We start from the raw sequence: 24,897 nt of genomic DNA, 5'->3' as shown, positions 1-24,897 counted from the left end.
CCGCAAAGTGTTGGCGTGATTACGCTGAGGTGATAGATGCCCAGGCATGACCTCTCAGCGCACAGGGCCCACAAGACCCAGCCGCCGAGCCGTCCTGCTCGCGGCGACGCTCCTGGCCACCACCGCCGGCACCGCCACCGCCGCCCACTCGGCCCCGGCCGACGCCTACGACACCCTCCGCCGCCGCTGGCTCGACATCGCCCTCGGCACCGGCTACGACCCGACGGCACAGCCGTACGCCGCCCGCCTCGCCGAGACCGGCACCCTCGCCCGCGGCTTCCGGGCCACCATGGCCCCCGCCCGCACCTCCCTCTGGCCCGGCCACCCCTACGACCCACCCGCCGGCATCACCCAGAGCTACGGCCGCCTGTGGACCATGACCCAGGCCTACGTCCAGCCCGGCACCGGCTCCACCGCCGACCCGTCCCTCCTCGCCGACGTCCTGCGCGGCCTCGACCACCTCTCCGCCACCGTCTACAACCCCTCCACCACCCGCTACGGCAACTGGTGGGAATGGCAGATCGGCAGCCCCCGTCTGCTGATGGACATCACGGCCGCCCTGTACGACCACCTCACCGCCGCCCGGATCGACGCCGCCTGCGCCGCCGTGGACCACTTCGTCCCCGACGCCGTGCTCACCGACTACTCCGGCACCTCCACCGGCGCCAACCGCGTCGACCTGTGCCGCAGCGTCGCCCTGCGCGGCATCCTCGGCCGGTCCCCGGCGAAGATCGCGCTCGCCCGTGACGCGCTCTCGCCGGTCTTCCCGTACGTCACGAAGGGCGACGGCCTCTACGCCGACGGCTCGTTCGTCCAGCACACCTGGGTCGCCTACTCCGGCACCTACGGCCAGGTCCTGCTCGACGGCCTCGGCCGCCTCTTCGCCCTGCTCGCCGGCTCCGAGTGGGAGGTGACCGACCCGAACAAGCAGATCGTCCTCGACAGCGTCGAGCGCGCCTACGCGCCCCTCATCCACGACGGGTTGGTGATGGACAGCGTCAACGGCCGTGCCATCAGCCGGGGTTACCTCAAGAGCGACGACCGGCACGTCCTGCGCAGCGATCACTACCACGGGCAGGGGATCATCGCCGCGATCGCCCTTCTCGCGGGCGGCGCGAGCGAGACGGAACGCGAGCGCTGGCACGGACGTGTCAAGGGATGGATCGAACGGGACACCGTCACACCGATCTTGACGGCCCGTCAGTTCGGCGTCGCCGACCTCGCGCGGCTGCACGCCGTCGCCGCACAGCCGGTCGCCGCCGCGCCCGAGCCCATCGGCCACCACCTCTTCGCCGCGATGGACCGGGCCGTCCACCGCCGCCCACGCTTCGTCGCGAACATCGCCATGGCGAGCGACCGCATCGCGTACTACGAGTGCGGCAACGGCGAGAACCCGCGCGGCTGGCACACCGGCGCAGGGATGCTCTCCTGGTGGCCCGAAGGGCGCGGCGATCGGCCCGGTCGGGCCGGTCGGGCCGATCGGGCCGATCAGTACACAGACTGGTACTGGCCGACCGTCGACTGGTACCGGCTCCCCGGCACGACCCTCTCCACGCTCCGCCTCCCCGACAAGGCCGGCGGCGAGTGGGGTGTGCCCAAGCCCGACGTGCGGTGGGTCGGCGGCACCACCGACGGCGAGTTCGCGGCGATCGGGCAGCACCTGAAGGGACTGGGGTCGACGCTCGAGGCCCGCAAGTCGTGGTTCTGCGTCGATGACGCCGTGATCTGCCTCGGGGCCGGGATCACCTGCACCGACGGTGTCCCCGTCGAGACCGTCGTCGACAACCGCAACCTCGGGGAGGGCGGCGACCCGGCCTTCGTACGCGGACCCGGCTGGGCGCACCTGGAGGGCCACGGCGGCTGGGTGGTGCCGTACGGCGATCTGCGCACCCTGCGCGAGGACCGCACCGGCGCCTGGGCCGACATCAACACCACCAGCACGACGGAGTGCCGCACCCGCCGCTGGCAGACCCTCTGGCTGGACCACGGCACGGACCCCGCGGACGCGACCTACGTCTATCTGCTCATGCCCGGCGCCGGCCGGCACGAGGTGGCGGCACGGGCCGCCCGGGGCTCCCGCTGGCTGTCGGTCCTCGCCAACGACCGTGCCCGCCAGGCGGTCGGCGTCCCCTCCCTGGGTCTGACGGCCGCCAACTTCTGGCAGGCGGGCACGGCGGGCCCGCTCACCGCCTCCGCCGGTGCGAGTGTGCTGCTCCGCCGACGGGCCCGTACCGCTACCCTCTGCGTGAGCGAGCCGCCGCGCACCGGCGAGCCGCTGGAGATCATCTGGGACCGCCCGGTGGGGCGGGTCCTGCGCGCGGACGACTCGGTCGAGGTCCTCTCCGCCGGCCGCCGACTGCGGGTCCGTGTCACTCCGGGGATGGTATGTACGACCCACCGTTGTGAGGTGGCTCTCAGCTGACGGCTTTGTACGACCCCTACAACGCGCACGCCCTCTGACCAGTCGGAAGGGCTGCATGCCGCCATGGTTCTGTTCAGGGGTACCAGGAAATGGGTCCGGAGACTGTACGGAGTCAACGGCTCGCTTTCCTTGGTGTCCTTCGTAAGGTCGCTACATGACCGTTTTGGAAGAGGCACCGGGTGAGCCGATCGACGCACGCGGGCGGACCGCCGAGCTGCACGAGATCCGTGCGCAGGCGCTGGCCGGCCCGAGCGAGAAGGCGACCGCGGCGCAGCACGCCAAGGGCAAGCTGACCGCCCGGGAGCGGATCGAGCTGCTGCTGGACCCGGGCACCTTCCGGGAGGTCGAGCAGCTGCGCCGGCACCGGGCGGTCGGGTTCGGCCTGGAGGCCAAGAAGCCGTACACCGACGGTGTCATCACCGGCTGGGGCACGGTGGAGGGCCGTACGGTCTTCGTCTACGCCCATGACTTCCGCATCTTCGGCGGCGCGCTGGGCGAGGCCCACGCCACGAAGATCCACAAGATCATGGACATGGCCATCGCGGCCGGTGCGCCGCTGGTCTCCCTGAACGACGGCGCCGGCGCCCGTATCCAGGAGGGCGTCTCGGCGCTCGCCGGCTACGGCGGCATCTTCCAGCGCAACACCAAGGCGAGCGGGGTCATCCCGCAGATCTCGGTGATGCTCGGCCCGTGCGCGGGCGGCGCGGCGTACAGCCCCGCCCTGACGGACTTCGTCTTCATGGTCCGCGAGACCTCGCAGATGTTCATCACCGGCCCGGACGTGGTCAAGGCGGTGACGGGCGAGGAGATCACCCAGAACGGCCTGGGCGGCGCGGACGTGCACGCTGAGACCTCCGGTGTCTGCCACTTCGCGTACGACGACGAGGAGACGTGCATCGCCGAGGTGCGCTACCTGTTGTCGTTGCTGCCCCAGAACAACCGTGAGAACCCGCCCCGGGTGGAGTCCTCGGACGCGCCGGACCGCCGCAGCGAGGTGCTGCTGGACCTGGTCCCGGCCGACGGCAACCGGCCGTACGACATGGCCAAGGTCATCGAGGAGATCGTCGACGACGGCGAGTACCTGGAGGTCCACGAGCGCTGGGCGCGGAACATCATCTGCGCGCTGGCCCGCCTGGACGGTCAGGTGGTGGGCATCGTGGCCAACCAGCCGCAGTCCCTCGCCGGCGTCCTGGACATCGAGGCGTCGGAAAAAGCTGCGCGCTTTGTCCAGATGTGTGACGCTTTTAACATCCCGATCGTCACTTTCCTGGACGTCCCCGGGTTCCTCCCGGGCGTCGACCAGGAACACGGCGGCATCATCCGGCACGGCGCGAAGCTCCTCTACGCCTACTGCAACGCGACCGTGCCGAGGATCTCGCTGATCCTGCGCAAGGCGTACGGCGGTGCGTACATCGTCATGGACAGCCAGTCCATCGGTGCCGACCTCACCTATGCCTGGCCGACGAACGAGATCGCCGTGATGGGCGCGGAGGGTGCGGCCAACGTCATCTTCCGCCGGCAGATCGCCGAGGCCGAGGACCCCGAGGCCATGCGGGCCCGCATGGTCAAGGAGTACAAGTCCGAGCTCATGCACCCGTACTACGCGGCCGAGCGTGGCCTGGTGGACGACGTGATCGACCCCGCGGAGACCCGCGAGGTCCTCGTCCGCTCCCTGGCGATGCTCCAGACCAAGCACGCCGACCTGCCGTCCCGCAAGCACGGCAACCCCCCGCAGTAACCCAGCGGATCCTTCGCGGTACCCCCGCGGAAACCTCAGCCACGGAGACTGACACCCATGAACCTCCCTGATATTCGCGTCGAGAAGGGTCACGCCGAGCCCGAGGAAGTCGCGGCCATCACGGCGATCCTCCTGGCCCGCGCCGCCGCCCAGCCGGCCGACACCACCCCGGCCCACCGGGGCCGCGCCAAGGCCGGCTGGCGCCGCCTGGAGCGCGAGCCCGGCTTCCGCGCCCCGCACAGCTGGCGCTGAGCCCCACAGAGCCCAACACGGCCCCGTCCTCCCCCCTGTCGGGAGGGCGGGGCCGTCGGCATGATGAGGGGCCGTGCGGAAGTCACCTGGGGGCGGCATGGGGGAGTGGGCGGAGCTCGAGGAACGGGTGGCCGTGATCGACGCGTGTGTCGAGCCGATCGCCCGTCGGCCGGTGGACATCACCGACCCCGACTGGGTACGGAAGATGCGCGAGGGGCCCGACCCGTTGGACGAGGCGGGCGTGCGGGCGGAGGCGGAGGCCGCGCTGCGGGACCTCATCGATCGCTACGAGCGCGGGGGAGAGCCGGAACGGGCCGCCGTACGGGCCCTGTTGAGCCGCCGCACGTCATTCCGCTGGGCCGTGGCCCCGCCCTTCGCGCCCACACCCGAGGGTTTCCGGACGCGTCTGCTGTGGATGTCCGCCGTCGACCAGGGCAACGACACCCGGGACGAGTTGCTGACACTGCACGACCTCTGCGCGCGGGCCCACGAGTCCGGCGTCGAGCTGGGGCCGATCCTGCGGGAGGTCGCCGAACTGTCCAGCGCCCAGGACAAGTACGGGATGGGATCCATGCGGGACATCCTGCGAGCCGCCGCCGGGACGTGACGCGAAACGGCCCCGGCCGCCTCCCGAAGGAAGCGGCCGGGGCCGAAACGCGTGCGAACTGCCGCAGGCGCCGCGTACTACCGCAGGCGCGCCATCAGCGCATGCTCCACCAGCGTGATCAGCGCCGACTTGGCGTCCGCGCGGTGGCGGGCGTCCGTCGTGATGATCGGGGTGTCGGGGCCGATCTGGAGGGCCTCGCGGACCTCGTCCGGGTTGTACGGCTGGTTGCCGTCGAAGCCGTTGAGGGCGATGACGAACGGGAGACCCGAGTTCTCGAAGTAGTCGACCGCGGGGAAGCAGTCGGCGAGACGGCGGGTGTCCACCAGGACGATCGCGCCGATCGCGCCGCGCACCAGGTCGTCCCACATGAACCAGAAACGGTCCTGACCGGGGGTGCCGAACAGGTACAGGATCAGGTCCTGGTCCAGGGTGATACGGCCGAAGTCCATGGCCACCGTGGTGGTGGTCTTGTCCCCGGTGTGGGTGAGGTCGTCGATGCCCGCCGAAGCGGAAGTCATCACGGCCTCTGTGCGCAGCGGGTTGATCTCCGAGACGGCGCCGACGAACGTGGTCTTGCCCACGCCGAAGCCGCCCGCCACCACGATCTTCGCGGAGGTGGTGGAGCGGGAAGGACCGCCGCTAGAGCTTGCGAAGTCCACTGAGCACCCTTTCGAGCAGTGTCACGTCTGGCTGGCCGCCGGCGTTCTCGTCGCCGCCGGGCTGATGGATGGCGACCAGTCCCGCCTCCGCCAAGTCGGCGACGAGGATCCTGGCCACGCCGAGAGGGATCGTCAGCAGGGCCGAGACCTCGGCGACCGACTTGATCTCACGGCAGAGGTTGCAGATCCGCTGATGCTCGGGCAGCTGGCCCTGCATCTGGTGCGGCTGCGCGGTGGTGTGCACCAGCGCCTCGATGGCGAGCTGGTAGCGCGGGCGCGTCCGGCCGCCGGTCATGGCGTACGGACGCACCAGGGGGTTGTTCGACGCCCCGGCGGGCGCCGGCTCGGGGGCGCGTCGCTGCGGCTGTACCGGCTGGATGCGCGGTGCCGGCGGCTGGTCGTACGGCGAGGGCCCGGGGCCCTGCGGGGCGTACGGCTGACGCTGGCTCGGCTGGGAGGGGAAGTTGTACCGGTTCTGGGAACCGTCGCCGTGCCCCTGGGCAGGGCCGTACGACCAGTTGCCCGATGACGAACCGTCTGGGGGTGTTGCCACTTTCTCTCCTCCTCCGACTGTGCCTGGCACCCATCATGTGGAGCCGCGTCCCGAAACCTTACGGCTACGGGACGCCAAAACGCACCGACTGTCTGTTAGTTGAGCAGGCTGCCCTGGAGCTCGGCACGCAGATCCGGCGTGAGGACCGTACCGGCACGGTCGACCAGAAGCGCCATCTCGTACCCAATGAGGCCGATGTCCGCCTCCGGATGTGCGAGGACCGCGAGTGACGAACCGTCGGAGATGGACATGATGAACAGGAATCCCCGCTCCATCTCCACAACCGTCTGGTTCACGCTGCCACCCTCGAAGATGCGGGAGGCGCCTGCCGTCAGAGACGTCAGACCGGAGGCGACGGCCGCGAGCTGGTCGGCGCGGTCGCGGGGGAAGCCTTCGGACATCGCCAGAAGGAGTCCGTCGGCGGAGACCACCACCGTGTGCGACACCCCGGGGGTGTTGTCCACGAAGTTGGTGATCAACCAGTTCAGGTTCTGTGCCGCCTGGCTCATCGGGCTCACACTAACGCTCCTGGTTGTAGGTGCTGTCAGGACCGAAGCCCTGGCCGTTCGTTTCACTTCCCGCACTGCGACCCCGCTGGACACCCCGGCGCAGGTTGCTCAGCCTGCCCCGGACGTCCTCGGGAGCGCGGGAGACCTGTGGGCCGCCCTGTGGGGTGGCTTCGGCGGCTCCCTGGACCAGGTTGGCCTTGGGTACCCGCCGCGGCAGGCCGGAGGAGGTGACCCCGCCCGCCTTGGGCTTCCGGAGCTGCGAGGCCTGCTGCCAGCGCTCGTCGTTCTGCGAACGCCAGCTGTCGCCGTTGCTCTCCGGCGTGGGGGCCGGCGCTTCCTGTCGCACGGGCCGTGCGCCGTTGGCACCGCTCGCGGTGGAACCGCGGCGCGGAAGCCCGGCGTCGGTCATCGCGTGGGGGGCGGCGGGAGCCGGTCCCGGACGGTCGAAGCCTACGCGGTCGCGCTCGTTCGCGTCATCGGCCTGCGTGGATTCCGTTTCCGGAGCGTAACCGTCCGAGTAGCCGTTGCGGTAGCCGTTGGACTGCGGCCAGTCGTCCTGGTGACGCCGCTGCTCGAAGGCAGGGAAGGTCTCCGGGGCGGACGGGCTCGCGGCCGCGGGCTCCTCGCGGGTCGGCTCCGGATACGCGGGCTCGGGGTAGCCGCTGCCCGACGCGAAGGTGTCGTTGCGCGGCAGGCCGCCGTTCGGCGCGAAGTACGGGTCGTCGTACGACTGCCGCTGAGGCTCGTCGTACGCGGCCCGCTGAGGCTCCTCGTACGCCGCCTGCTGCTCCTCGTACGGCGTCTGCCGCTGCTCCTCGTACGCCTGCTGCTGGTCGTAGCCGCCGGGCTGCTCGGGGAAGCCCCCTCGGCCGTCGTAGCCGGGCTGACCGGTGAACTCGTCGTACGCGGGTGCCTCGGCAGAGGCCTCCGGACCGTGCGCCTGGGCCTCCAGGGCCGCCCGGCGCTCCTCACGCATCAGGGAGCGGCCGACGGGGTCCAGCTCGCGGATGTCGTCCGGGACCTCGGTGTAGCGGCTGTCGTCGAAGCCGAGCTCGGCGGCCGTACGCAGCGGCTGCTGGTTGAAGTTCTCACCCTGGAAGGCCTGCTCCGGGATGATCTGCGAGACGGTGAACTCGTCCTGGGACGGCTGCTGTTCGCCGCCACCGCCGTGCGTGATCGCGTCCGGCAGCATGACCAGCGAGGTGGTGCCCGCCTGCTCGCCGGAGGGGCGGAGCTGGACGCGGATGCCGTGCCGGTCGGACAGCCGGCCGACCACGAACAGGCCCATGCGCTGCGAGATCGCGGCGTCCACCGTCGGCGGGTTGGCCAGCTTGTGGTTGATGTCGGCGAAGTCCTCGGCGGTGAGGCCGATGCCCTTGTCGTGGATCTCGATCATGACCCGACCGTCGGGGAGACGGGTGGCGGTGACACGAACCTTGGTCTGCGGGGAGGAGAACGTCGTCGCGTTCTCCAGCAGCTCGGCGAGCAGGTGCACGAGGTCGGTCACGGCGCGGCCGTGGATCTCGGCCTCCGGGACGCCGGAGAGCTCGATGCGCTCGTACTGCTCCACCTCGGAGGAGGCGGCGCGCAGCACGTCGACCAGCGGGACCGGCTGGTCCCAGCGGCGGCCGGGCTCCTCGCCGGCGAGGACCAGGAGGTTCTCGCCGTTGCGGCGCATACGGGTCGCGAGGTGGTCCAGGCGGAAGAGGTTCTCCAGCTGGTCCGGGTCGGCCTCGTTGTTCTCCAGGTCGGTGATCAGGGTCAGCTGGCCCTCGATCAGCGACTGGTTGCGGCGCGACAGGTTGGTGAAGATCGCGTTGATGTTGCCCCGCAGCAGGGCCTGCTCGGCGGCGAGCCGGACGGCCTCGCGGTGGACCTGGTCGAAGGCGCGGGCGACTTCGCCGATCTCGTCCCGGGTGTTGATCGGGATGGGTGCGACGCGGGTGTCCACGCGGCCGGGGTCGGTGCGCGAGAGCTGGTCGACCAGCATCGGCAGGCGCTGCTCGGCGATACCGAAGGCGGCGTTGCGCAGCTGGCGCATCGAGCGGGACATCTGGCGGGCCACCATGCCGGCCAGGATGAACGCGGCGAGCAGGGCGACCACGACGGCGGCACCGGTGATCAGCGCGTCGCGCTTGGCGTCGTCGGCGATGCCGGCGGCCTCGTTCACCGCGGTGTCGGCCAGGTCGGACTCGATCTGGCGGTAGGCGTTGAACTTGAGGGTGTTGACCGCCCACCAGTTCTCGGCGGTGACGCCCAGCTGGGCGATCTTGGTGCGCTCGCTGGTGTCCGTGGACTGCATGGAGGCGATGGCCTTGACCATGTCCTCGGTCTTGGCCGGCGGCTGTACGTAGTCCGGGTTCTTCTGCTTGGCCGCCTTGGCCATGGCCGCGCCCTCGGCGAGGATCTCCTTCTTGGCGTCCTCGAGCTTCTGCGCGTCGGCCTCGGTGCCACCGCCGATGTACTCCTCGACGGCGATGCCCTCGAGGTAGGCGTACGAGGTCAGGGCGACCCGCTGGCTGGCGAAGCTGCTCGCCGACGGGCCGGGCTTGACCAGCAGGTGCATGCCGATGGAGCGCTGCAGCGACAGCGCCGCCTTGGTCAGCTCGATCGCGTAGACGGTACGGCCGTAGGAGGTGATGTTGCCGGTGCCCAGGCCGAGCTCGTTGGCGAACTCCGTCAGGGGGTGTGCGACCTCGACGTAGCCCTCTTCGGTCTGCACACCGGTCAGCTTGCTGCCGTAGGCCTGCGCGCGCAGCTCCGCGAGGCCCGGCTCGACGTCGCGGAACAGCCTCAGGCGGCGCTCCAGGCCTGCCTTCTGCGGCATGTTCTGCGCGGCCTCGTCGAACTCGTCCGCCGCGTCGTCCGTGTTGTCACGGGCCGCGGTGACCGTCTTGTCGTCCTCGCCCTTGCCCTGCAGCAGCGGGGCGGCGGTCACGTCACGTTCGTTGTAGAGGGCGTCGGCGTAGTTCAGCGAGGCTCGCACCAGACGCGCGGTGTTCTCCGCGTCCTCGGCCTCCTGCCAGGTGTCGATCGAGCTCTTCACCTGGAAGCCGCCCATGACGAGGCCGACGAGCACGGGTATGAGCAGGATCGCGTTCAGCCGGGTCGGCACGCGCCAGTTGCGCGGGGAGAGACGGCCACCGCTGGGTGCCGGCGTGGCCGCTGGTTCTGATCCGGGCACAGGGACAGGCGCCGCTCCGCGCGGCGGCGGGGTGAAGTTGCCCCGGGCCGACGGCTCGGGACTGTTCTTGCTTCGCCTCACTCGACCAACAACCTTCCGGCGGGGTCGGCACCCTTACGTTGTGCCGCAGTGTCTCAGAGCCCAGTTCACCATTGAGTACGCAGTACTGCTGAGTACGTCTTTGACTATTGGGCAGTTCAGGCATTCCAGCACGTCGGCCTGCGCTCTTCCAAACAGTGGAAGCGGCGGATTCGAAGTGATGTAAGCCCCAGATAAAACGGTCATAAAGAGCGAGCCCCGCCAAAAGACGGGGCTTTTGTCGCGTAGCGAGACCGCTCGACCGCGACGAGTGGCCGTACCACCCGATTCCTCTGCCGAAACGTTATGAACAACGAAGCCGACCGTGTCAAAGGCCACAGCCGGCTCCGGTACAACTACGACAACTGCCGTATGACGCGGCCGACTTGATCTACCGCAGCCGTGCCATCAGCGCGTGCTCCACCAGCGTGATCAGCGCACTCTTGGCATCGGCCCGGTGCCGGGCGTCCGTCGTGATGATCGGCGCGTCCGGGCCGATCTGCAGCGCCTCGCGCACCTCGTCCGGCGTGTAGGGCTGGTGCCCGTCGAAGCCGTTGAGGGCGATGACGAAGGGAAGCCCGCTGTTCTCGAAGTAGTCGACCGCGGGGAAGCAGTCGGCGAGACGGCGGGTGTCGACCAGGACGACGGCACCGATGGCACCGCGCACCAGATCGTCCCACATGAACCAGAAGCGGTCCTGGCCCGGCGTACCGAAGAGGTACAGGATCAGGTCCTGGTCCAGGGTGATACGACCGAAGTCCATGGCCACCGTGGTGGTGGTCTTGTCCCCGGTGTGCGTGAGGTCGTCGATGCCCGCGCTCGCGGACGTCATCACGGCCTCGGTGCGCAGCGGGTTGATCTCCGAGACCGCGCCCACGAACGTGGTCTTGCCCACGCCGAAGCCACCCGCCACCACGATCTTCGCGGAGGTGGTCGCCCGGCCTGGTTCAGAGCTTGCGAAGTCCACTGAGCACCCTTTCGAGCAGCGTCACATCCGGAGCGCCGCCGTTGTTCTCGTCGCCGCCCGGCTGGTGGATGGCGACCAGGCCGGCCTCAGCGAGGTCGGCGACGAGGATCCTGGCCACGCCCAGCGGCATGGACAGCAGTGCGGAGACCTCGGCCACCGACTTCACCTCACGGCACAGGTGGCAGATGCGCTGGTGCTCCGGAAGGAGCCCCATGAGCGCTGCCGGGTCGGCCGTGGTGCTGATCAGCGCCTCGATGGCGAGCTGGTAGCGCGGCCGGGTCCGGCCGCCGGTCATCGCGTACGGACGTACCAGCGGCTGGTCGCCCTCATCCTCGTACGGCTCCGCGTACGGATCATGAGAGGCGGTGGGCGGGGTCATGAATCCTCCGGGCGGGGACAGCAAGTCGGTCAGTCAAGCCGTCTGGGTGGGGGCCAGTGCGGGGATTGTGGCGGCCGGACGGTGATTTGGTGAGACGGGTGGATCCGGGGCTGATCAGTGGAGCAGACTGCCTTGGAGTTCGGCGCGCAGGTCGGGCGTGAGTACGGCGCCCGCGCGGTCGACCAGCAGCGCCATCTCGTAGCCGACGAGGCCGATGTCGCATTCGGGGTGTGCCAGGACGGCGATGGACGAACCTTCCGATACGGACATGAGGAAGAGGAATCCCCGCTCCATCTCGACGACGGTCTGTGCCACGGTGCCGCCGTCGAAGATCCGGGACGCCCCCGCGGTCAGCGAGGTCAGACCCGACGCGACGGCCGCCAGCTGGTCGGCACGGTCGCGCGGGAAGCCCTCTGACATCGCCAACAGGAGACCGTCGGCGGACACGACGACGGTGTGGGACACCCCTGGGGTGTTGTCCACGAAGTTGGTGATCAACCAGTTGAGGTTCTGTGCCGCTTGGCTCATCTGGCTCAACTAACGCTCCTGCTGGTGAGTGGGGCTCGGGAAGCTGCCCGTCTGGCCGGTGCCGGCCTGACGACCTTGTGCGATACCCCGACGGAGATTGGTCAGCCGGCCGCGTACGTCATCAGGCGCACGCGAGACCGCCGGACCGCTTTGGTGCTGTTGCTGCTGAGCCGTACCCGGGACGAGGTTCGCCCTGGGTACCCGGCGCGGCAGGCCGGAGGTGGTGACACCGCCCGCGGCCGGCTGCCGGACGCGCTCTGCCTGCCGGACGAGGTCGTCGTTCGGCGAGCTGCGCCACGCGGTCGTCGGCGCGGGGGGCTGGGAGGGAGCCGCAGGGGCCTGCGGCTGCTGCTGCGGAGCGGAGGCCGGCGCGGCCGGGACAGAGCCGTTGGTGCCGGGCTGGCGTCCCTGGCCCTGCTGGCTGCCGTGGAACCAGTTGGTCTCCAGCGTGTCGTACAGCGGGGTACGACCGTCGCCGGGGCCCGTCGCGGGCGGCAGTGCCTCGGGCTCCTGGCGGGCGGGCCGCTGCTGCGGGCGCGCCGGGGCCGGGGGCTGCGGGGCACCGAAGCCGGAATTGCCGCCGTACGTGCCGTTGGCCTGGGGCCGCTCGAACTGCCCGGTGGACTCGGGGTTCTGGCGACCGGGCAGGGCGTGCTGGCCCGTCGAGCTGCCGTCGTAGGCCTGCGGTGCGGCGAACTGACCCGTCTGCGACGAGTTGTTCTGCCCGCCCGGGGCGCCGAAGACGTCGGGGCGGACGAACTGACCCGTGTTCTGCTGTCCGCTCCCACCGGCGGGGGGGAACTCCGGGGCCGAGCCCGGGCCCTGGCGGCCGTCGAGGCGCGGGAGCGCCGGGATCTCCGTCGCCGAGGCAGGGCCCTGACGGTCGTCGATCCGCGGCATCCGGGAGGTCTGTGCGGGGTCCTCGTCGTGCCCGCGCGGGGTGTCGAGCGAGGCGCGCGGCACCGGCGGCTGGGCGTTCTCGTCGCTCCAGCTGGGCGTGCGCTGCTGGTTGCCGCCCGGCAGCTCGGCCCGCGCACCACCGCGCGGCGGCAGCTGCGGCCGACGGCCACGACGGCCCTTCTCGGCACCGGCGGACGGGGAGGCGGACGGCGGGGACGCGGGTCCCTGCGGCCGGGACTGGTCGCGGCCGGCGGAGCCGCCACGGGAGCCGCCGAAGGGGTCCTGACCGGAACCGAAGGCATCCTGCCCCGACCCGAAGGCGCCCTGGCCCGGCCCGAACGGGTCCTGACCGGTACCCGCGGCCTGGAGCCCCTGCGGAGCACCCGGAGCCTGGCCACCGAACCCGGCGCCCGCACCGGCCGGCGGTCGGCCCTGCGAGGGCGCGCCCGGACCCTGCGGTCCGCGCGGGGCGCCCGGTCCACCGGGAAGTCCGCCACCGTCACGCCCGGGAAGCGCGGCCCGCGGTCCCTGACCGGCGCCGAGCAGGCCGCCGGACGCACCGGAGCCGGCACCGAGGGCACCGCCACCCGGCGCACCCGCGCCGAGGGCACCGCCACCGGCCTGGGCCTGGCGACGGGCGGCAGCCGCACCGGCGGCGGCCTGCGCCGCGGCCGGACCACCGGAGCCACCGGGACCGCCCTGACCGGGCTTGCCCGGAGCGGGCTTCTTGCCGCCCTGGGCGACGTCGACGGGGAGCATGACCAGCGCGGTCGTACCGCCGGAGTCGGACGGGCGCAGCTGGATGCGGATGCCGTGCCGCTGCGACAGACGACCGACCACGAAGAGGCCCATGCGGCGGGAGACGGAGACGTCCACGGTGGGCGGCGAGGCGAGCCGCTCGTTGATCGCGGCGAGGTCTTCGGGGGAGAGGCCGATGCCGGTGTCGTGGATCTCGATCAGGACGCGGCCGTCGGGCAGCGCGTGACCGGTGACCTTGACCTTGGTCTGCGGGGAGGAGAACGACGTCGCGTTCTCCAGGAGCTCGGCGAGCAGGTGCACGAGGTCGTTGACCACGCGGCCGGCCACTTCGGTGGTCGGCACGGAGGCCAGCTCGATGCGCTCGTACTGCTCCACCTCGGACGCGGCGGCACGGAGCACGTCGACCAGCGGGACCGGGCGGGTCCAGCGTCGGCCGGGCTCCTCACCCGCGAGGACGAGGAGGTTCTCACCGTTACGGCGCATGCGCGTCGCGAGGTGGTCGAGCTTGAACAGCGAGGACAGCTGGTCCGGGTCGGCCTCGCGGGACTCCAGTTCGGAGATGAGCGAGAGCTGACGCTGGATGAGGCCCTGGGAGCGGCGCGAGAGGTTGGTGAACATCGCGTTGACGTTGCCCCGCAGCAGGGCCTGCTCGGCGGCGAGGCGGACCGCCTCGCGGTGCACGTCGTCGAAGGCCGCGGCCACCTGGCCGATCTCGTCCCGGGAGTGCACACCGACCGACTCGACGGAGGTGTCGACGTCCTGCGGGTCCGACTCCGACAGCTGCTTGACCAGCTCGGGCAGACGGTCCTGGGCGACCTTGGTGGCGGTCTCCTCCAGGCGGCGCAGCGAGCGGATCATGGACCGGGCGACGACGAAGGCGCCGACCAGCGAGACACCGAGCACGAGCAGGATCAGCGCACCGGAGATGATCGCCTCGCGCTCCGACTCGTTGCGCAGCTCGCGGGCCTTCTGCTCCATGTCCTCCAGCAGCGTCGTCTCGATGGCGCGCATCTGCTGGATCTTGGTGGTGCTGTCGTCCACCCAGTCCCGGTACGACCGCTTGTCCAGCGACTGCAGACCGTTCGCGGAGGACAGGGCCCGGCTGGCGTAGGTGTCGCTGGCCTCGATCGTCGCGTTGTTGTCCTCGATGGAGCGCAGCAGGCCGGCGGCGGCCTGGGTGCCGTAGATGCTCCGGAAGCTCTTCAGCTCGGACCGCTGGCTGGTCAGCGCCGACTCGGCGTACAGCCGGTCGTTCTCGGACAGGTCGCCGAAGGAGTCGTTGTTCGCGGGCAGTGCCGCGGCGAGGACCGCGCGCTGGATGGACGCGTACTCCTTGGCGGTGGAGAAGGCCGCCAGGGCACGCGTGCTCTGGATCATCTCCGGGTTACTGGTCGCCTCGGCCATGTCCTGGGAGAGGCCCAGCAGGTTGGTGATCAGACGGTGATAGGCCTCCACCGTCTGTGTGGAGTTCTTCTTGGCCTCGTAGGCGGTGTTGCGGATCTTCGCGATGTCGTTCAGGTCCCCGACGAGCTGGACCAGGTTGTCGCGAACGCCCCTGAGGTTGCCGTCCGTGGCGTTGTTGTCGATCTCCTCGGACGCCTCGATGAAGCTGTCCGTGGCGCGGTCCGTCTTGTCGCGGTAGCCCTTGACCGTGTAGTCGGTCGCCTTGCCGCCGTGCGCGAGCGGACCGGCGGACTGGTCGCGCTCCTCCTGGAGCGCCGCGGCCAGCTCGGTGGCCCGCTTGGTCATGTCCGTCAGCAGCTTCATGTTCTCGAGCTGCTGAATGTCGTCCATGTTGTCGCTGATACGCAGCGCGCCCAGCGAGGTGGCGGCGACCACGGGGAGGGTCAGCAGCGCCACCAGACGGGTGGAGATGCGCCAGTTGCGCAGGGCTATTCGCGCGCCGGGGCCCGGGGTGCCCTTCGGCGGCTTCTTCGTCGGTGGCGCGGGGGGAGTCGCCGCCCCCGAGGACGCCGACACGGCCGGACGCCCGGAGCGGTCACCGCCGTCGACCGACGGTGCCGGGCCCGGGTTCTGGGCGTGCTGGGGCGAGGGACCTCGGTCGGTCCCGCCGTGCTCCGGCTCCGCCGAAGCGCTGCCATCCCTCTTGAAACGTCCCTGCACTAGCGTCGCAACCTCTGGACCAGGCGCCCCTCCGCGTGAGCGGACGGACACGGTGTCGGCGTATGGGGGAGCATCCTGAACAAGCTCCCTGATGGTCGTGAGTGACCGGCGCTGGCTCCCCCTTCTCGCCGCCACTCGGCGCGTCGGTGCGCCCCTTGTGCGCCGGCTCGATCCTGCGGCGGTCCGTGGAATTCCAGCACAGTGCAGGATCTCCAACAAGGCCCGTAGGTCGAGCCGTGACATACGTGACGCCACGTGAGGGCGAGATTACCTGCCGTAGAAACTTATCCCACCCAAAACGGACCAATGCCCGCGATCCTCTTACGCGCGGGAGGTGTCCCAGTCGCCATGATCAGGAGCGGAATGATGGCTTCAGGGGGCGAATGTCCGTTTCGTCAGGGTGGAGTGCGAGCCCGAATTGACCGGTTTGTACGTGCTCTCGTGAGCAAACTCACATACAGATCAGGGGGGCCCGGTGACTTCCCCGGGGAATCGGATGTTTAGCCTGACGCTTTACAAGAGGGAAGCTTCTGCCAACCCGCGCCAGGCCGCAGGCCGTCCCCAGCCACGCCCCGGCGCTCCGTCACGACAGGACTCGGTACAACCGTGAAGACGACGACGATGTTCCGCACGATAGCCAACCCGCGGCGCACGACGCTGGCGCACCTCGAGGACGCCGACGAACTGCAGACCCCGCAGCAGCCGGAGCACTCCGTCGACCTCCCCGCCCAGACCGCGAACCCCAAGCGCACCATCCTCGACAAGATCCCCGTCACCGCCGCCCAGTAGTACGCGCGGCGCGCCGCCGATCGTTCAATCACATACGAACTTTGGGCGGTTCGGTACGACGGTCAGGGCGCCCGCGGTAATGCGCGAGGCGCCCACCCCTCCCCGCGTTAGCCTGGAGCGTCAGACTCCAGCCGGCTCAAGTGAGGGGCGCAGCATCCCGTGCGCATCGCCAGATTCTCCATCGACGGGAACGTCGCCTTCGGCGCGGTCGAGGGCGACAGGCCGGACGAGCTCGTCCTCGACATCATCAAGGGCATCCCGTTCGCGGACTTCGAGCTCTCCGGTACGAAGGTGCCGCTGAGCAAGGTCAGGCTGCTGCCGCCGGTGCTCCCCAACAAGGTCGTGGCCTTCGGCCGCAACTACGCCGAGCACGCGCGGGAACTCGGCAACGAGGTGCCCGACGCCCCGTTCGCCTTCTTCAAGCCGTCCACCGCGGTGATCGGCCCCGGCGACGAGATCCAGTACCCGTCCTTCACCGAGGACCTCCACCACGAGGCCGAACTGGCCGTCGTCATCGGCCGTATGTGCCGCGAGGTCCCGCGCGAGCGCGTCAAGGACGTGATCTTCGGCTTCACCTGCGCCAACGACATCACCGCCCGTGACGTCCAGAAGCGCGAGAAGCAGTGGGCCCGGGCCAAGGGCTTCGACACCTCCTGCCCGCTGGGCCCCTGGGTGGAGACGGACCTGGACGTCGAGACCGCGTCCGACCTGACGATCCAGCTCACGGTCAACGGCGAACAGCGCCAGCTCGGCCGTACCAGCGAGATGATCCACTCCATCGAGGACCTGATCGTCAACATCTCCGAGGCCATGACGCTGCTCCCCGGCGACGTGATCCTCACGGGCACCCCGGCAGGCGTCGGGGCCCTCAACGTCGGCGACGAGGTCGCCGTCACCATCGAAGGCATCGGCACTCTCACCAACAAGGTTGTCAAGCGTGGCTAGCGCACCCGGCTCCCCCGTTCGCGTCCGTTTCTGTCCCTCGCCCACCGGTAACCCCCACGTGGGCCTGGTCCGCACCGCCCTGTTCAACTGGGCGTTCGCCAAGCACCACCAGGGCACCCTGGTCTTCCGTATCGAGGACACCGACGCGGCCCGCGACTCGGAGGAGTCGTACAACCAGCTTCTCGACTCCATGCGCTGGCTCGGCTTCGACTGGGACGAGGGCCCCGAGATCGGCGGCCCGCACGCGCCGTACCGCCAGTCGCAGCGGATGGACCTCTACAAGGAGGTCGCGCAGAAGCTGCTGGACGGCGGCCACGCCTACCGCTGCTACTGCTCCCAGGAGGAGCTGGACACCCGCCGCGAGGCCGCCCGCGCCGCCGGCAAGCCGTCCGGTTACGACGGCCACTGCCGCGAGCTGACCGAGGCGCAGGTCACGGAGTACACGGCCCAGGGCCGCGAGCCGATCGTCCGCTTCCGCATGCCCGACGAGACGATCACCTTCACCGACCTGGTCCGCGGCGAGCTGACGTTCACGCCGGAGAACGTGCCCGACTACGGCATCGTCCGCGCGAACGGCGCCCCGTTGTACACCCTCGTCAACCCCGTCGACGACGCCCTGATGGAGATCACCCACGTCCTGCGCGGCGAGGACCTGCTCTCCTCGACGCCCCGTCAGATCGCCCTGTACAAGGCGCTGATGGAGCTGGGCATCGCCAAGCGGATCCCGTCCTTCGGCCACCTGCCGTACGTCATGGGCGAGGGCAACAAGAAGCTGTCGAAGCGCGACCCGCAGTCGTCGCTGAACCTCTACCGCGAGCGCGGCTTCCTGCCGGAGGGTCTGCTCAACTACCTCTCCCTCCTCGGCTGGTCGCTCTCCGCCGACCAGGACATCTTCACGACGGACGAGATGGTCGCGGCCTTCGACATCGCCGACGTGCAGCCCAACCCGGCCCGCTTCGACCTGAAGAAGTGCGAGTCGATCAACGGCGACCACATCCGCCTGCTGGATGTGAAGGACTTCACCGAGCGCTGCCGCCCGTGGCTCCAGGCCCCGTTCGCCCCCTGGGCCCCCGAGGCCTTCGACGAGGTGAAGTGGCAGGCGATCGCCCCGCACGCCCAGACCCGTCTGAAGGTCCTGTCGGAGATCACGGACAACGTCGACTTCCTCTTCCTCGCCGAGCCCGTCTTCGACGAGCCGTCCTGGGCGAAGGCGATGAAGGAGGGCAGCGACGCCCTCCTGCGCACCGCCCGCGAGAAGCTCGAGGCCGCCGACTGGACCTCCCCGGAGTCCCTGAAGGAGGCCGTCCTGGCCGCCGGCGAGGCCCACGGCCTCAAGCTCGGCAAGGCCCAGGCCCCGGTCCGCGTCGCCGTCACCGGCCGCACGGTCGGCCTGCCGCTCTTCGAGTCCCTGGAGGTCCTGGGCAAGGAGACGACCCTGGCCCGGATCGACGCGGCGCTGGCGAAGCTGGCGGCGTGACACCGACGCACAGGTGAGGGGCGGCACCCGGACAACCGGGTGCCGCCCCTTCGGCGTTGCGCAGACCCCGACCGGCAGACGCACCGCCGTACCCCGGGTTACCGTCGGATCATGAGCATCCGGGCCGTGGTGTGGGACGTGGACGACACCCTTTTCGACTACACCACGGCGGACCGCGTGGGCATGCGCGCACACCTGCTGGCCGAGGGCCTGCTCGACGGGTACGACAGCGTCGAGCAGGCCATCGTGCGCTGGCGGAAGATCACCGACGCCCAGTGGGCGCGGTTCTCGGCGGGGGAGGCCACCTTCCAGGGCCAGCGCCGCGACCGTGTGCGGGTGTTCCTCGGCCAGGAGCTGACCGACGCCGAGGCCGACGCCTGGTTCGAGCGCTACATCGGGCACTACGAGATCGCCTGGGCCCTCTTCCCGGACGTCCTGCCCGTCCTGGACGCCCTCGCGGCCAGCCACCGGCACGCGGTGCTCTCCAACTCCAGCATCCACGTCCAGGACCGCAAGCTGCGCGTGCTCGGTGTGCACGGCCGCTTCGAGGCCATCCTGTGCGCGGCCGAGCTGGGCGTCTCCAAGCCGGAGGCCGGTGCCTTCCACGCCGCCTGCGAGGCCCTCGACCTCGCCCCGCACCAGGTCGCCTACGTCGGCGATCACCCGGAGATCGACGGACGGGGCGCTGCCGACGCCGGGTTGCTGTCCGTCTGGATCGACCGCGACGGCGCCCGCACCAGCGATGACGCACCCGCCGGCCCGCACCGGATCGCCTCGCTCTCCGAACTCCCCGCGATCCTTGGCTCGGATACCCGTTTTGGAGCCCCGTCCACCTTCAGGTAATGTTCTTCCTGCGCCGCCGGGGAGCGGGCCGAAAGGCCGGAACCGACGGAGCAAGCTAGAACAAGAACCCCTCAGGGGCTTGCGTTCCAGTGGCCTATGGTGTAATTGGCAGCACGACTGATTCTGGTTCAGTTAGTCTTGGTTCGAGTCCAGGTAGGCCAGCTCGCAGAGCTCATCTGCAAAGCCCCCGTTGTGTAGCGGCCTAGCACGCTGCCCTCTCAAGGCAGTAGCGCCGGTTCGAATCCGGTCGGGGGTACAGATCCTTCCCGCGAGGACGGTTCGGGTAGCTCCCGCCGACCACGCGTGGACAACATCCGGCTATCGCCGGGTGGGGATCGCTAGGGCCCCCGTTGTGTAGCGGCCTAGCACGCCGCCCTCTCAAGGCGGTAGCGCCGGTTCGAATCCGGTCGGGGGTACGAACTGGTCTAAACCACATTGGTCTATGGTGTAATTGGCAGCACGACTGATTCTGGTTCAGTTAGTCTTGGTTCGAGTCCAGGTAGACCAGCTCGGATCTGCGGAAACGTTAGATCCACGCCCCCGTTGTGTAGCGGCCTAGCACGCCGCCCTCTCAAGGCGGTAGCGCCGGTTCGAATCCGGTCGGGGGTACAACAGAAGGCCCTTCGCTTCGGCGGGGGGCCTTCGTCGTGCTCGGCGACAGCTACTCGTCGAAGCCGTACCGCCGCGTCGACTCCTCCTCCTGGGCCAGCCGGTGCAGCGCCTGAAGGATCGGCTCGTTGAGGATCGCCCCCAGGATCGCGAACTCGATCCGCTCCGCCTGCGACGGGTACGTCTCCATGTTGTCCAGGTCGAGGACGGCTGTCCGGTGCATCAACTCGGCGTACGGCGCGAGGAGTTCGGCCCCGAAGCCGTAGCCGAGCCGGCGGAACGCGGCCACCGCCACCACCAGCGAGCGGTATGCGGGGGAGATGGTCGTGAGCTGCTTGGCGTTCTCCCAGCCGAGCTGGTCCAGGAGTGCGGTGACCTCCTGGTGGGCGGCCTGGACGTACTCGTCGTCCTGGTCCGGCTCCGGCACCTGCGGCAACGCCCACATCGCGGCGCCCAGGCGGATCGCGCGAGGCAGGGAGTCGTCGTCGACATGTCCCAGCACTTCCTTGACCGTCGCCACCGGCACCCGGCCGACCTGGATCATCGCGCGGATCAGTCGCAGCCGGCGCAGATGCTCCTCGTCGTACTCGGCCGTCGTCGTGTTGATCTGGCGGCCCGGCGCCAACAGCCCTTCGCGCAGGTAGTACTTGATCGTCGCGGTGGACACCCCGCTGCGCTCGCTCAGTTCGGCCAGCCGCATCTCTTGCGCCCTTCCTTGGGGAGTGCCACTATCCAAGCAGCACTCGCAAGGATAGTGACGCTATCCGACAGGGGAAACGGGGGCTCGATGTTCGCCAAGCCGGTGCCGGGTCGCACCACCGCGGACGCCGAGGGCGATGTGGTCGTCCTGCTGATCGGGATGCGCATCAACCACTTCTGGGCCGTGCATCACTGGTTGCCGGTGGCGGTGGCCATGCCGCGGATGCTGCGCGAGCTGGGGAAGGCGCCCGAGCGCGGTCTGCTCGGCCATGTCCTGCTGACGGCCTCGCCGCGGACGTACTACGTCGTCCAGTACTGGGAGTCGAAGGAGAAGCTGTACGCGTACGCACACGCGTCGGGTCTGCTCCACCGGCGGGCGTGGGCGACCTTCAACCGCAAGGAGAAGGCGGGCAGGATCCGGCAGCACGTCGGGCTGTGGCACGAGGCCTACGTCGTGCCGGAGGGGTCGTACGAGTCGATCTACGCGGACATGCCGGCGTTCGGACTCGCGGCGGCGCACGGGCAGGTGCCGCTGGAGCGGCGGGGGCGCTACGCCAAGGACCGGTTCGCGCACCGGTCGGCAAAGGAGAAGGCGGCCGAAACGGCCGGGTGACGGGGGGATCGGGGGACGGGGAGGGCCTGCCGCGGCGTTGGGGCAGGTCCTCCCCGCTGACGTCTCCCGGGGTCAGCCGGTGCGGCGCAGGGCCTCGGAGAGGCGGGAGGCGGCGTCGATGACCGCCTGGGCGTGCATACGGCCCGGGTGGCGCGTCAGGCGTTCGATGGGGCCGGAGACCGAGACGGCTGCCACCACGCGGTTCGACGGGCCGCGTACGGGCGCGGAGACGGACGCGACGCCCGGCTCGCGCTCGCCGATCGACTGGGCCCAGCCGCGGCGGCGTACGCCCGAGAGCGCCGTGGCCGTGAAGCGGGCGCCCTGCAGGCCCCGGTGCAGGCGCTCCGGCTCCTCCCAGGCCATGAGGATCTGGGCCGAGGAGCCCGCCTTCATCGTGAGCGTCGAGCCGACCGGGACCGTGTCCCGAAGGCCGGACAGGCGTTCCGCCGCGGCGACGCAGATGCGCATGTCGCCCTGGCGTCGGTAGAGCTGCGCGCTCTCGCCGGTGACGTCACGGAGGTGGGTGAGGACCGGGCCGGCCGTGGCGAGGAGACGATCCTCACCGGCCGCCGCGGCCAGTTCTGCCAGGCGAGGGCCGAGAATGAAACGACCCTGCATGTCACGCGCCACCATGCGGTGGTGTTCCAGGGCCACGGCCAGCCGGTGGGCCGTGGGTCGTGCCAGTCCGGTGGCCGAGACGAGCCCTGCGAGGGTGGCCGGACCGGACTCCAGGGCGCTCAGGACAAGGGCTGCCTTGTCCAGAACGCCGACGCCGCTACTGTTGTCCATGCAACGATACTCGCGTCTCACTCTGTGAAACGCAAGTTCAATTTTCCGTGGAACACGCCACTCTGGAAGAACGAAGGCAGAGCGGCCCGCGGACCAGAGCGGGCTTGTCGGCGGACGCCCGGAAGCAGGGGCGCGGGCGCCGGCCGCCTTCTCAAGATCTCTAGTTGGGCCGGTGGACCGTATGCCGGCCGGAGGGAAAGCGATGGGTAGGACACTCGCGGAGAAGGTCTGGGACGACCATGTCGTCCGGCGCGCCGAGGGCGAGCCCGACCTCCTCTTCATCGATCTGCACCTGCTGCACGAGGTGACCAGCCCGCAGGCCTTCGACGGCCTCCGCAAGAGCGGTCGCCAGGTGCGCCGGCTCGACCTGACCATCGCCACCGAGGACCACAACACCCCGACCCTCGACATCGACAAGCCCATCGCGGACCCGGTCTCCCGCGTCCAGCTGGAGACACTGCGCAAGAACGCCGCCGAGTTCGGTGTGCGGCTGCACCCGCTGGGCGACGTCGAGCAGGGCGTCGTGCACGTCGTCGGCCCGCAGCTGGGTCTGACCCAGCCCGGTATGACCGTGGTCTGCGGTGACTCGCACACCTCCACGCACGGCGCCTTCGGCGGTCTGGCGTTCGGCATCGGCACCTCCCAGGTCGAGCACGTGCTGGCCACCCAGACGCTGCCGCTGGTCCGCCCGAAGACCATGGCCATCACGGTCAACGGCGAACTGCCCGACGGCGTCACCGCCAAGGACCTGATCCTGGCGATCATCGCCAAGATCGGCACGGGCGGCGGCCAGGGCTATGTCCTGGAGTACCGCGGCTCCGCCATCGAGAAGCTCTCGATGGAGGCCCGGATGACCATCTGCAACATGTCGATCGAGGCCGGCGCCCGCGCGGGCATGATCGCCCCCGACCAGACCACCTTCGACTACCTCGAGGGCCGTCCGCACGCGCCCAAGGGCGAGGACTGGGACGCGGCCGTCGCGTACTGGAAGACGCTGAAGACGGACGAGGACGCCGAGTTCGACGCCGAGGTCGTGATCGAGGCCGCCGAACTGTCGCCGTTCGTCACCTGGGGCACCAACCCCGGCCAGGGTGCGCCGCTTTCGGCGTCCGTCCCCGACCCTGCTTCGTACGAAGACGCTTCGGAGCGGCTCGCCGCCGAAAAGGCCCTGGAATACATGGGGTTGGAAGCCGGTCAGCCGCTCCGCTCCATCAAGGTGGACACCGTCTTCGTAGGCTCCTGCACCAACGGACGCATCGAGGACCTGCGCGCCGCCGCCGAGCTCGTCAAGGGCCGCAAAGTCGCCGACGGCGTACGCATGCTGGTCGTCCCGGGCTCCGCGCGGGTGGGCCTGCAGGCCGTTTCCGAGGGTCTGGACGTCGTCTTCAAGGACGCCGGCGCCGAATGGCGGCACGCGGGCTGCTCGATGTGTCTGGGCATGAACCCCGACCAGCTGGCCCCGGGTGAGCGCTCCGCGTCCACCTCCAACCGCAACTTCGAGGGCCGACAGGGCAAGGGCGGTCGTACGCACCTGGTGTCGCCGCAGGTCGCGGCGGCCACCGCCGTGCTGGGCCACCTGGCCTCCCCGGCCGACCTGTCCGACGCCGAGACCCGTACGCCCGCTGGAGTCTGAGAAGTCATGGAAGCATTCACCACGCACACCGGCCGGGCCGTTCCGCTGCGCCGCTCCAACGTCGACACCGACCAGATCATCCCTGCTCACTGGCTCAAGAAGGTGACCCGGGACGGGTTCGAGGACGGGCTGTTCGAGGCCTGGCGCAAGGACTCCGAGTTCGTGCTCAACCGGCCCGAGCGCGAAGGCGCCACGGTGCTGGTCGCCGGTCCCGACTTCGGCACCGGTTCCTCCCGTGAGCACGCCGTGTGGGCGCTGCAGAACTACGGCTTCAAGGCCGTGATCTCCTCGCGCTTCGCGGACATCTTCCGCGGCAACTCGCTCAAGAACGGCCTGCTCACGGTGGTTCTGGAGCAGAAGATCGTGGACGCGCTGTGGGAGCTCACCGAGAACGACCCGCAGGCCGAGATCACGGTCGACCTGGAGGCTCGTGAGGTGCGCGCCGAGGGCATCACCGCCGCCTTCGAGCTGGACGAGAACTCCCGCTGGCGGCTGCTGAACGGCCTCGACGACATCTCGATCACCCTGCAGAACGAGGACGACATCGCCGCCTACGAGGCGAAGCGGCCGTCGTTCAAGCCGCGCACCCTCCAGGGCTGATCCGAGGCCGCCACGCAAGGCGACTTTCGGACACCGCAACACCCTCCCAGTACCCCCGATCGGCCCCGATCGGGGGTACTGCCATGTCTGCACCCGAACGGCCCCGTGCTGCTCGGCGCCGACCTCAACTGCCCATGTTACGACGGGTGTTGTCGGGGTACGCGAGTGCTGTAGCCGTGGCTTCCGCAAGTGCCCGGAAAGCCATTTGAGGCCGGAGTTGCACCCCTGGCAGGCGACAACT

At 70.0% G+C, this 24,897-nt stretch carries 21 protein-coding genes and 5 tRNA genes; 16 read left to right on the top strand and 10 right to left on the bottom strand.

The window, feature by feature from the left end:
* The first annotated feature begins 46 nt into the window (after nucleotides 1-46).
* From ABD932_RS31720 to ABD932_RS31705, 4 genes are all read left to right on the top strand, one after another.
* A complete protein-coding gene (locus ABD932_RS31720) occupies nucleotides 47-2,422 on the top strand; it encodes a polysaccharide lyase 8 family protein (RefSeq protein WP_345017930.1) in 2,376 nt (791 codons plus the stop codon).
* Nucleotides 2,423-2,576: 154 nt separating this feature from the next.
* The gene (locus ABD932_RS31715; RefSeq protein ID WP_250090247.1) at nucleotides 2,577-4,160 is read left to right on the top strand and encodes an acyl-CoA carboxylase subunit beta; all 1,584 of its coding nucleotides are present in this window, start codon (nucleotides 2,577-2,579) and stop codon (nucleotides 4,158-4,160) included.
* 57 nt (nucleotides 4,161-4,217) lie between these two features.
* Entirely contained in the window at nucleotides 4,218-4,412 is a 195-nt protein-coding gene (locus ABD932_RS31710) for an acyl-CoA carboxylase subunit epsilon (protein ID WP_126395316.1), read from the top strand.
* A gap of 73 nt (nucleotides 4,413-4,485) precedes the next feature.
* Entirely contained in the window at nucleotides 4,486-5,019 is a 534-nt protein-coding gene (locus ABD932_RS31705) for a hypothetical protein (RefSeq protein WP_345017928.1), read from the top strand.
* Nucleotides 5,020-5,096: 77 nt separating this feature from the next.
* Here ABD932_RS31705 and ABD932_RS31700 read toward each other — a convergent pair whose 3' ends face one another.
* The 8 genes from ABD932_RS31700 to ABD932_RS31665 all read right to left on the bottom strand — a co-directional run bounded on the left by ABD932_RS31700 (nucleotide 5,097) and on the right by ABD932_RS31665 (nucleotide 15,659).
* Nucleotides 5,097-5,678, bottom strand: coding sequence for a GTP-binding protein (locus tag ABD932_RS31700; protein WP_026248371.1), 582 nt, complete (start codon nucleotides 5,676-5,678; stop codon nucleotides 5,097-5,099).
* A complete protein-coding gene (locus tag ABD932_RS31695) occupies nucleotides 5,659-6,231 on the bottom strand; it encodes a DUF742 domain-containing protein (RefSeq protein ID WP_126395317.1) in 573 nt (190 codons plus the stop codon). Before ABD932_RS31695 ends, ABD932_RS31700 begins: the two co-directional genes overlap by 20 nt.
* 95 nt (nucleotides 6,232-6,326) lie before the next feature.
* Complete coding sequence (locus tag ABD932_RS31690; protein ID WP_004983065.1) at nucleotides 6,327-6,740, bottom strand: roadblock/LC7 domain-containing protein; 414 nt, start codon at nucleotides 6,738-6,740, stop codon at nucleotides 6,327-6,329.
* A 10-nt stretch (nucleotides 6,741-6,750) separates the two neighbouring features.
* A complete protein-coding gene (locus ABD932_RS31685) occupies nucleotides 6,751-10,005 on the bottom strand; it encodes a nitrate- and nitrite sensing domain-containing protein (protein ID WP_345017923.1) in 3,255 nt (1,084 codons plus the stop codon).
* Between the two features lie 388 nt (nucleotides 10,006-10,393).
* On the bottom strand, nucleotides 10,394-10,969 hold the full coding sequence (locus ABD932_RS31680; protein ID WP_030051303.1) for a GTP-binding protein: 576 nt from the start codon (nucleotides 10,967-10,969) through the stop codon (nucleotides 10,394-10,396).
* Nucleotides 10,950-11,348: a DUF742 domain-containing protein gene (locus ABD932_RS31675; protein WP_003997626.1), complete on the bottom strand. Its 399-nt coding sequence runs from the start codon at nucleotides 11,346-11,348 to the stop codon at nucleotides 10,950-10,952. Before ABD932_RS31675 ends, ABD932_RS31680 begins: the two co-directional genes overlap by 20 nt.
* A 114-nt stretch (nucleotides 11,349-11,462) precedes the next feature.
* The gene (locus ABD932_RS31670) at nucleotides 11,463-11,876 is read right to left on the bottom strand and encodes a roadblock/LC7 domain-containing protein (protein ID WP_345018093.1); all 414 of its coding nucleotides are present in this window, start codon (nucleotides 11,874-11,876) and stop codon (nucleotides 11,463-11,465) included.
* Nucleotides 11,877-11,885: 9 nt separating this feature from the next.
* The gene (locus ABD932_RS31665) at nucleotides 11,886-15,659 is read right to left on the bottom strand and encodes a sensor histidine kinase (protein ID WP_345017919.1); all 3,774 of its coding nucleotides are present in this window, start codon (nucleotides 15,657-15,659) and stop codon (nucleotides 11,886-11,888) included.
* Nucleotides 15,660-16,265: 606 nt separating this feature from the next.
* On the opposite strand from ABD932_RS31665, the gene ABD932_RS31660 reads away from it, so the two are divergent.
* From ABD932_RS31660 to ABD932_RS31620, 9 genes are all read left to right on the top strand, one after another.
* On the top strand, nucleotides 16,266-16,448 hold the full coding sequence (locus ABD932_RS31660) for a hypothetical protein (RefSeq protein ID WP_345017917.1): 183 nt from the start codon (nucleotides 16,266-16,268) through the stop codon (nucleotides 16,446-16,448).
* 159 nt (nucleotides 16,449-16,607) lie between these two features.
* Nucleotides 16,608-17,393: a fumarylacetoacetate hydrolase family protein gene (locus tag ABD932_RS31655; protein ID WP_345017915.1), complete on the top strand. Its 786-nt coding sequence runs from the start codon at nucleotides 16,608-16,610 to the stop codon at nucleotides 17,391-17,393.
* Complete coding sequence (gltX, locus tag ABD932_RS31650; RefSeq protein ID WP_345017913.1) at nucleotides 17,386-18,870, top strand: glutamate--tRNA ligase; 1,485 nt, start codon at nucleotides 17,386-17,388, stop codon at nucleotides 18,868-18,870. Before ABD932_RS31655 ends, gltX begins: the two co-directional genes overlap by 8 nt.
* Nucleotides 18,871-18,981: 111 nt before the next feature.
* Nucleotides 18,982-19,713 carry an HAD family hydrolase gene (locus ABD932_RS31645; RefSeq protein ID WP_345017911.1) on the top strand — a complete coding sequence of 244 codons (732 nt, stop codon included), beginning with the start codon at nucleotides 18,982-18,984 and terminating at the stop codon, nucleotides 19,711-19,713.
* Nucleotides 19,714-19,803: 90 nt separating this feature from the next.
* A tRNA-Gln gene (locus ABD932_RS31640) sits at nucleotides 19,804-19,875 on the top strand.
* 21 nt (nucleotides 19,876-19,896) lie between these two features.
* Nucleotides 19,897-19,969, top strand: a tRNA-Glu gene (locus ABD932_RS31635).
* Between the two features lie 87 nt (nucleotides 19,970-20,056).
* Nucleotides 20,057-20,129, top strand: a tRNA-Glu gene (locus tag ABD932_RS31630).
* A 20-nt stretch (nucleotides 20,130-20,149) separates the two neighbouring features.
* Nucleotides 20,150-20,221, top strand: a tRNA-Gln gene (locus tag ABD932_RS31625).
* A gap of 28 nt (nucleotides 20,222-20,249) precedes the next feature.
* Nucleotides 20,250-20,322 (top strand) — tRNA-Glu (locus tag ABD932_RS31620).
* Between the two features lie 52 nt (nucleotides 20,323-20,374).
* Here ABD932_RS31620 and ABD932_RS31615 read toward each other — a convergent pair.
* A complete protein-coding gene (locus ABD932_RS31615; protein WP_345017909.1) occupies nucleotides 20,375-21,022 on the bottom strand; it encodes a MerR family transcriptional regulator in 648 nt (215 codons plus the stop codon).
* An 87-nt stretch (nucleotides 21,023-21,109) separates the two neighbouring features.
* On the opposite strand from ABD932_RS31615, the gene ABD932_RS31610 reads away from it, so the two are divergent.
* Entirely contained in the window at nucleotides 21,110-21,634 is a 525-nt protein-coding gene (locus ABD932_RS31610) for a DUF4188 domain-containing protein (protein WP_345017907.1), read from the top strand.
* A gap of 72 nt (nucleotides 21,635-21,706) precedes the next feature.
* On the opposite strand, the gene ndgR is transcribed toward ABD932_RS31610, so the two are convergent.
* Complete coding sequence (gene ndgR / locus ABD932_RS31605; RefSeq protein ID WP_345017905.1) at nucleotides 21,707-22,423, bottom strand: IclR family transcriptional regulator NdgR; 717 nt, start codon at nucleotides 22,421-22,423, stop codon at nucleotides 21,707-21,709.
* Nucleotides 22,424-22,625: 202 nt separating this feature from the next.
* Between ndgR and leuC the strand changes: the two genes are divergently transcribed.
* Nucleotides 22,626-24,056 (top strand): 3-isopropylmalate dehydratase large subunit, encoded by a 1,431-nt coding sequence (gene leuC / locus ABD932_RS31600; protein WP_250090274.1) that lies wholly within the window; start codon nucleotides 22,626-22,628, stop codon nucleotides 24,054-24,056.
* Nucleotides 24,057-24,062: 6 nt separating this feature from the next.
* On the top strand, nucleotides 24,063-24,656 hold the full coding sequence (gene leuD, locus ABD932_RS31595; RefSeq protein WP_345017902.1) for a 3-isopropylmalate dehydratase small subunit: 594 nt from the start codon (nucleotides 24,063-24,065) through the stop codon (nucleotides 24,654-24,656).
* The last annotated feature ends 241 nt before the right edge of the window (nucleotides 24,657-24,897 follow it).

Origin of the sequence: Streptomyces shaanxiensis, assembly GCF_039537145.1 — a bacterium.
GTDB classification, from domain to species: Bacteria; Actinomycetota; Actinomycetes; order Streptomycetales; family Streptomycetaceae; genus Streptomyces; species Streptomyces shaanxiensis.
Note: the sequence above shows the minus strand (reverse complement) of the source record. Positions and strands in the feature narration are given on the sequence as shown.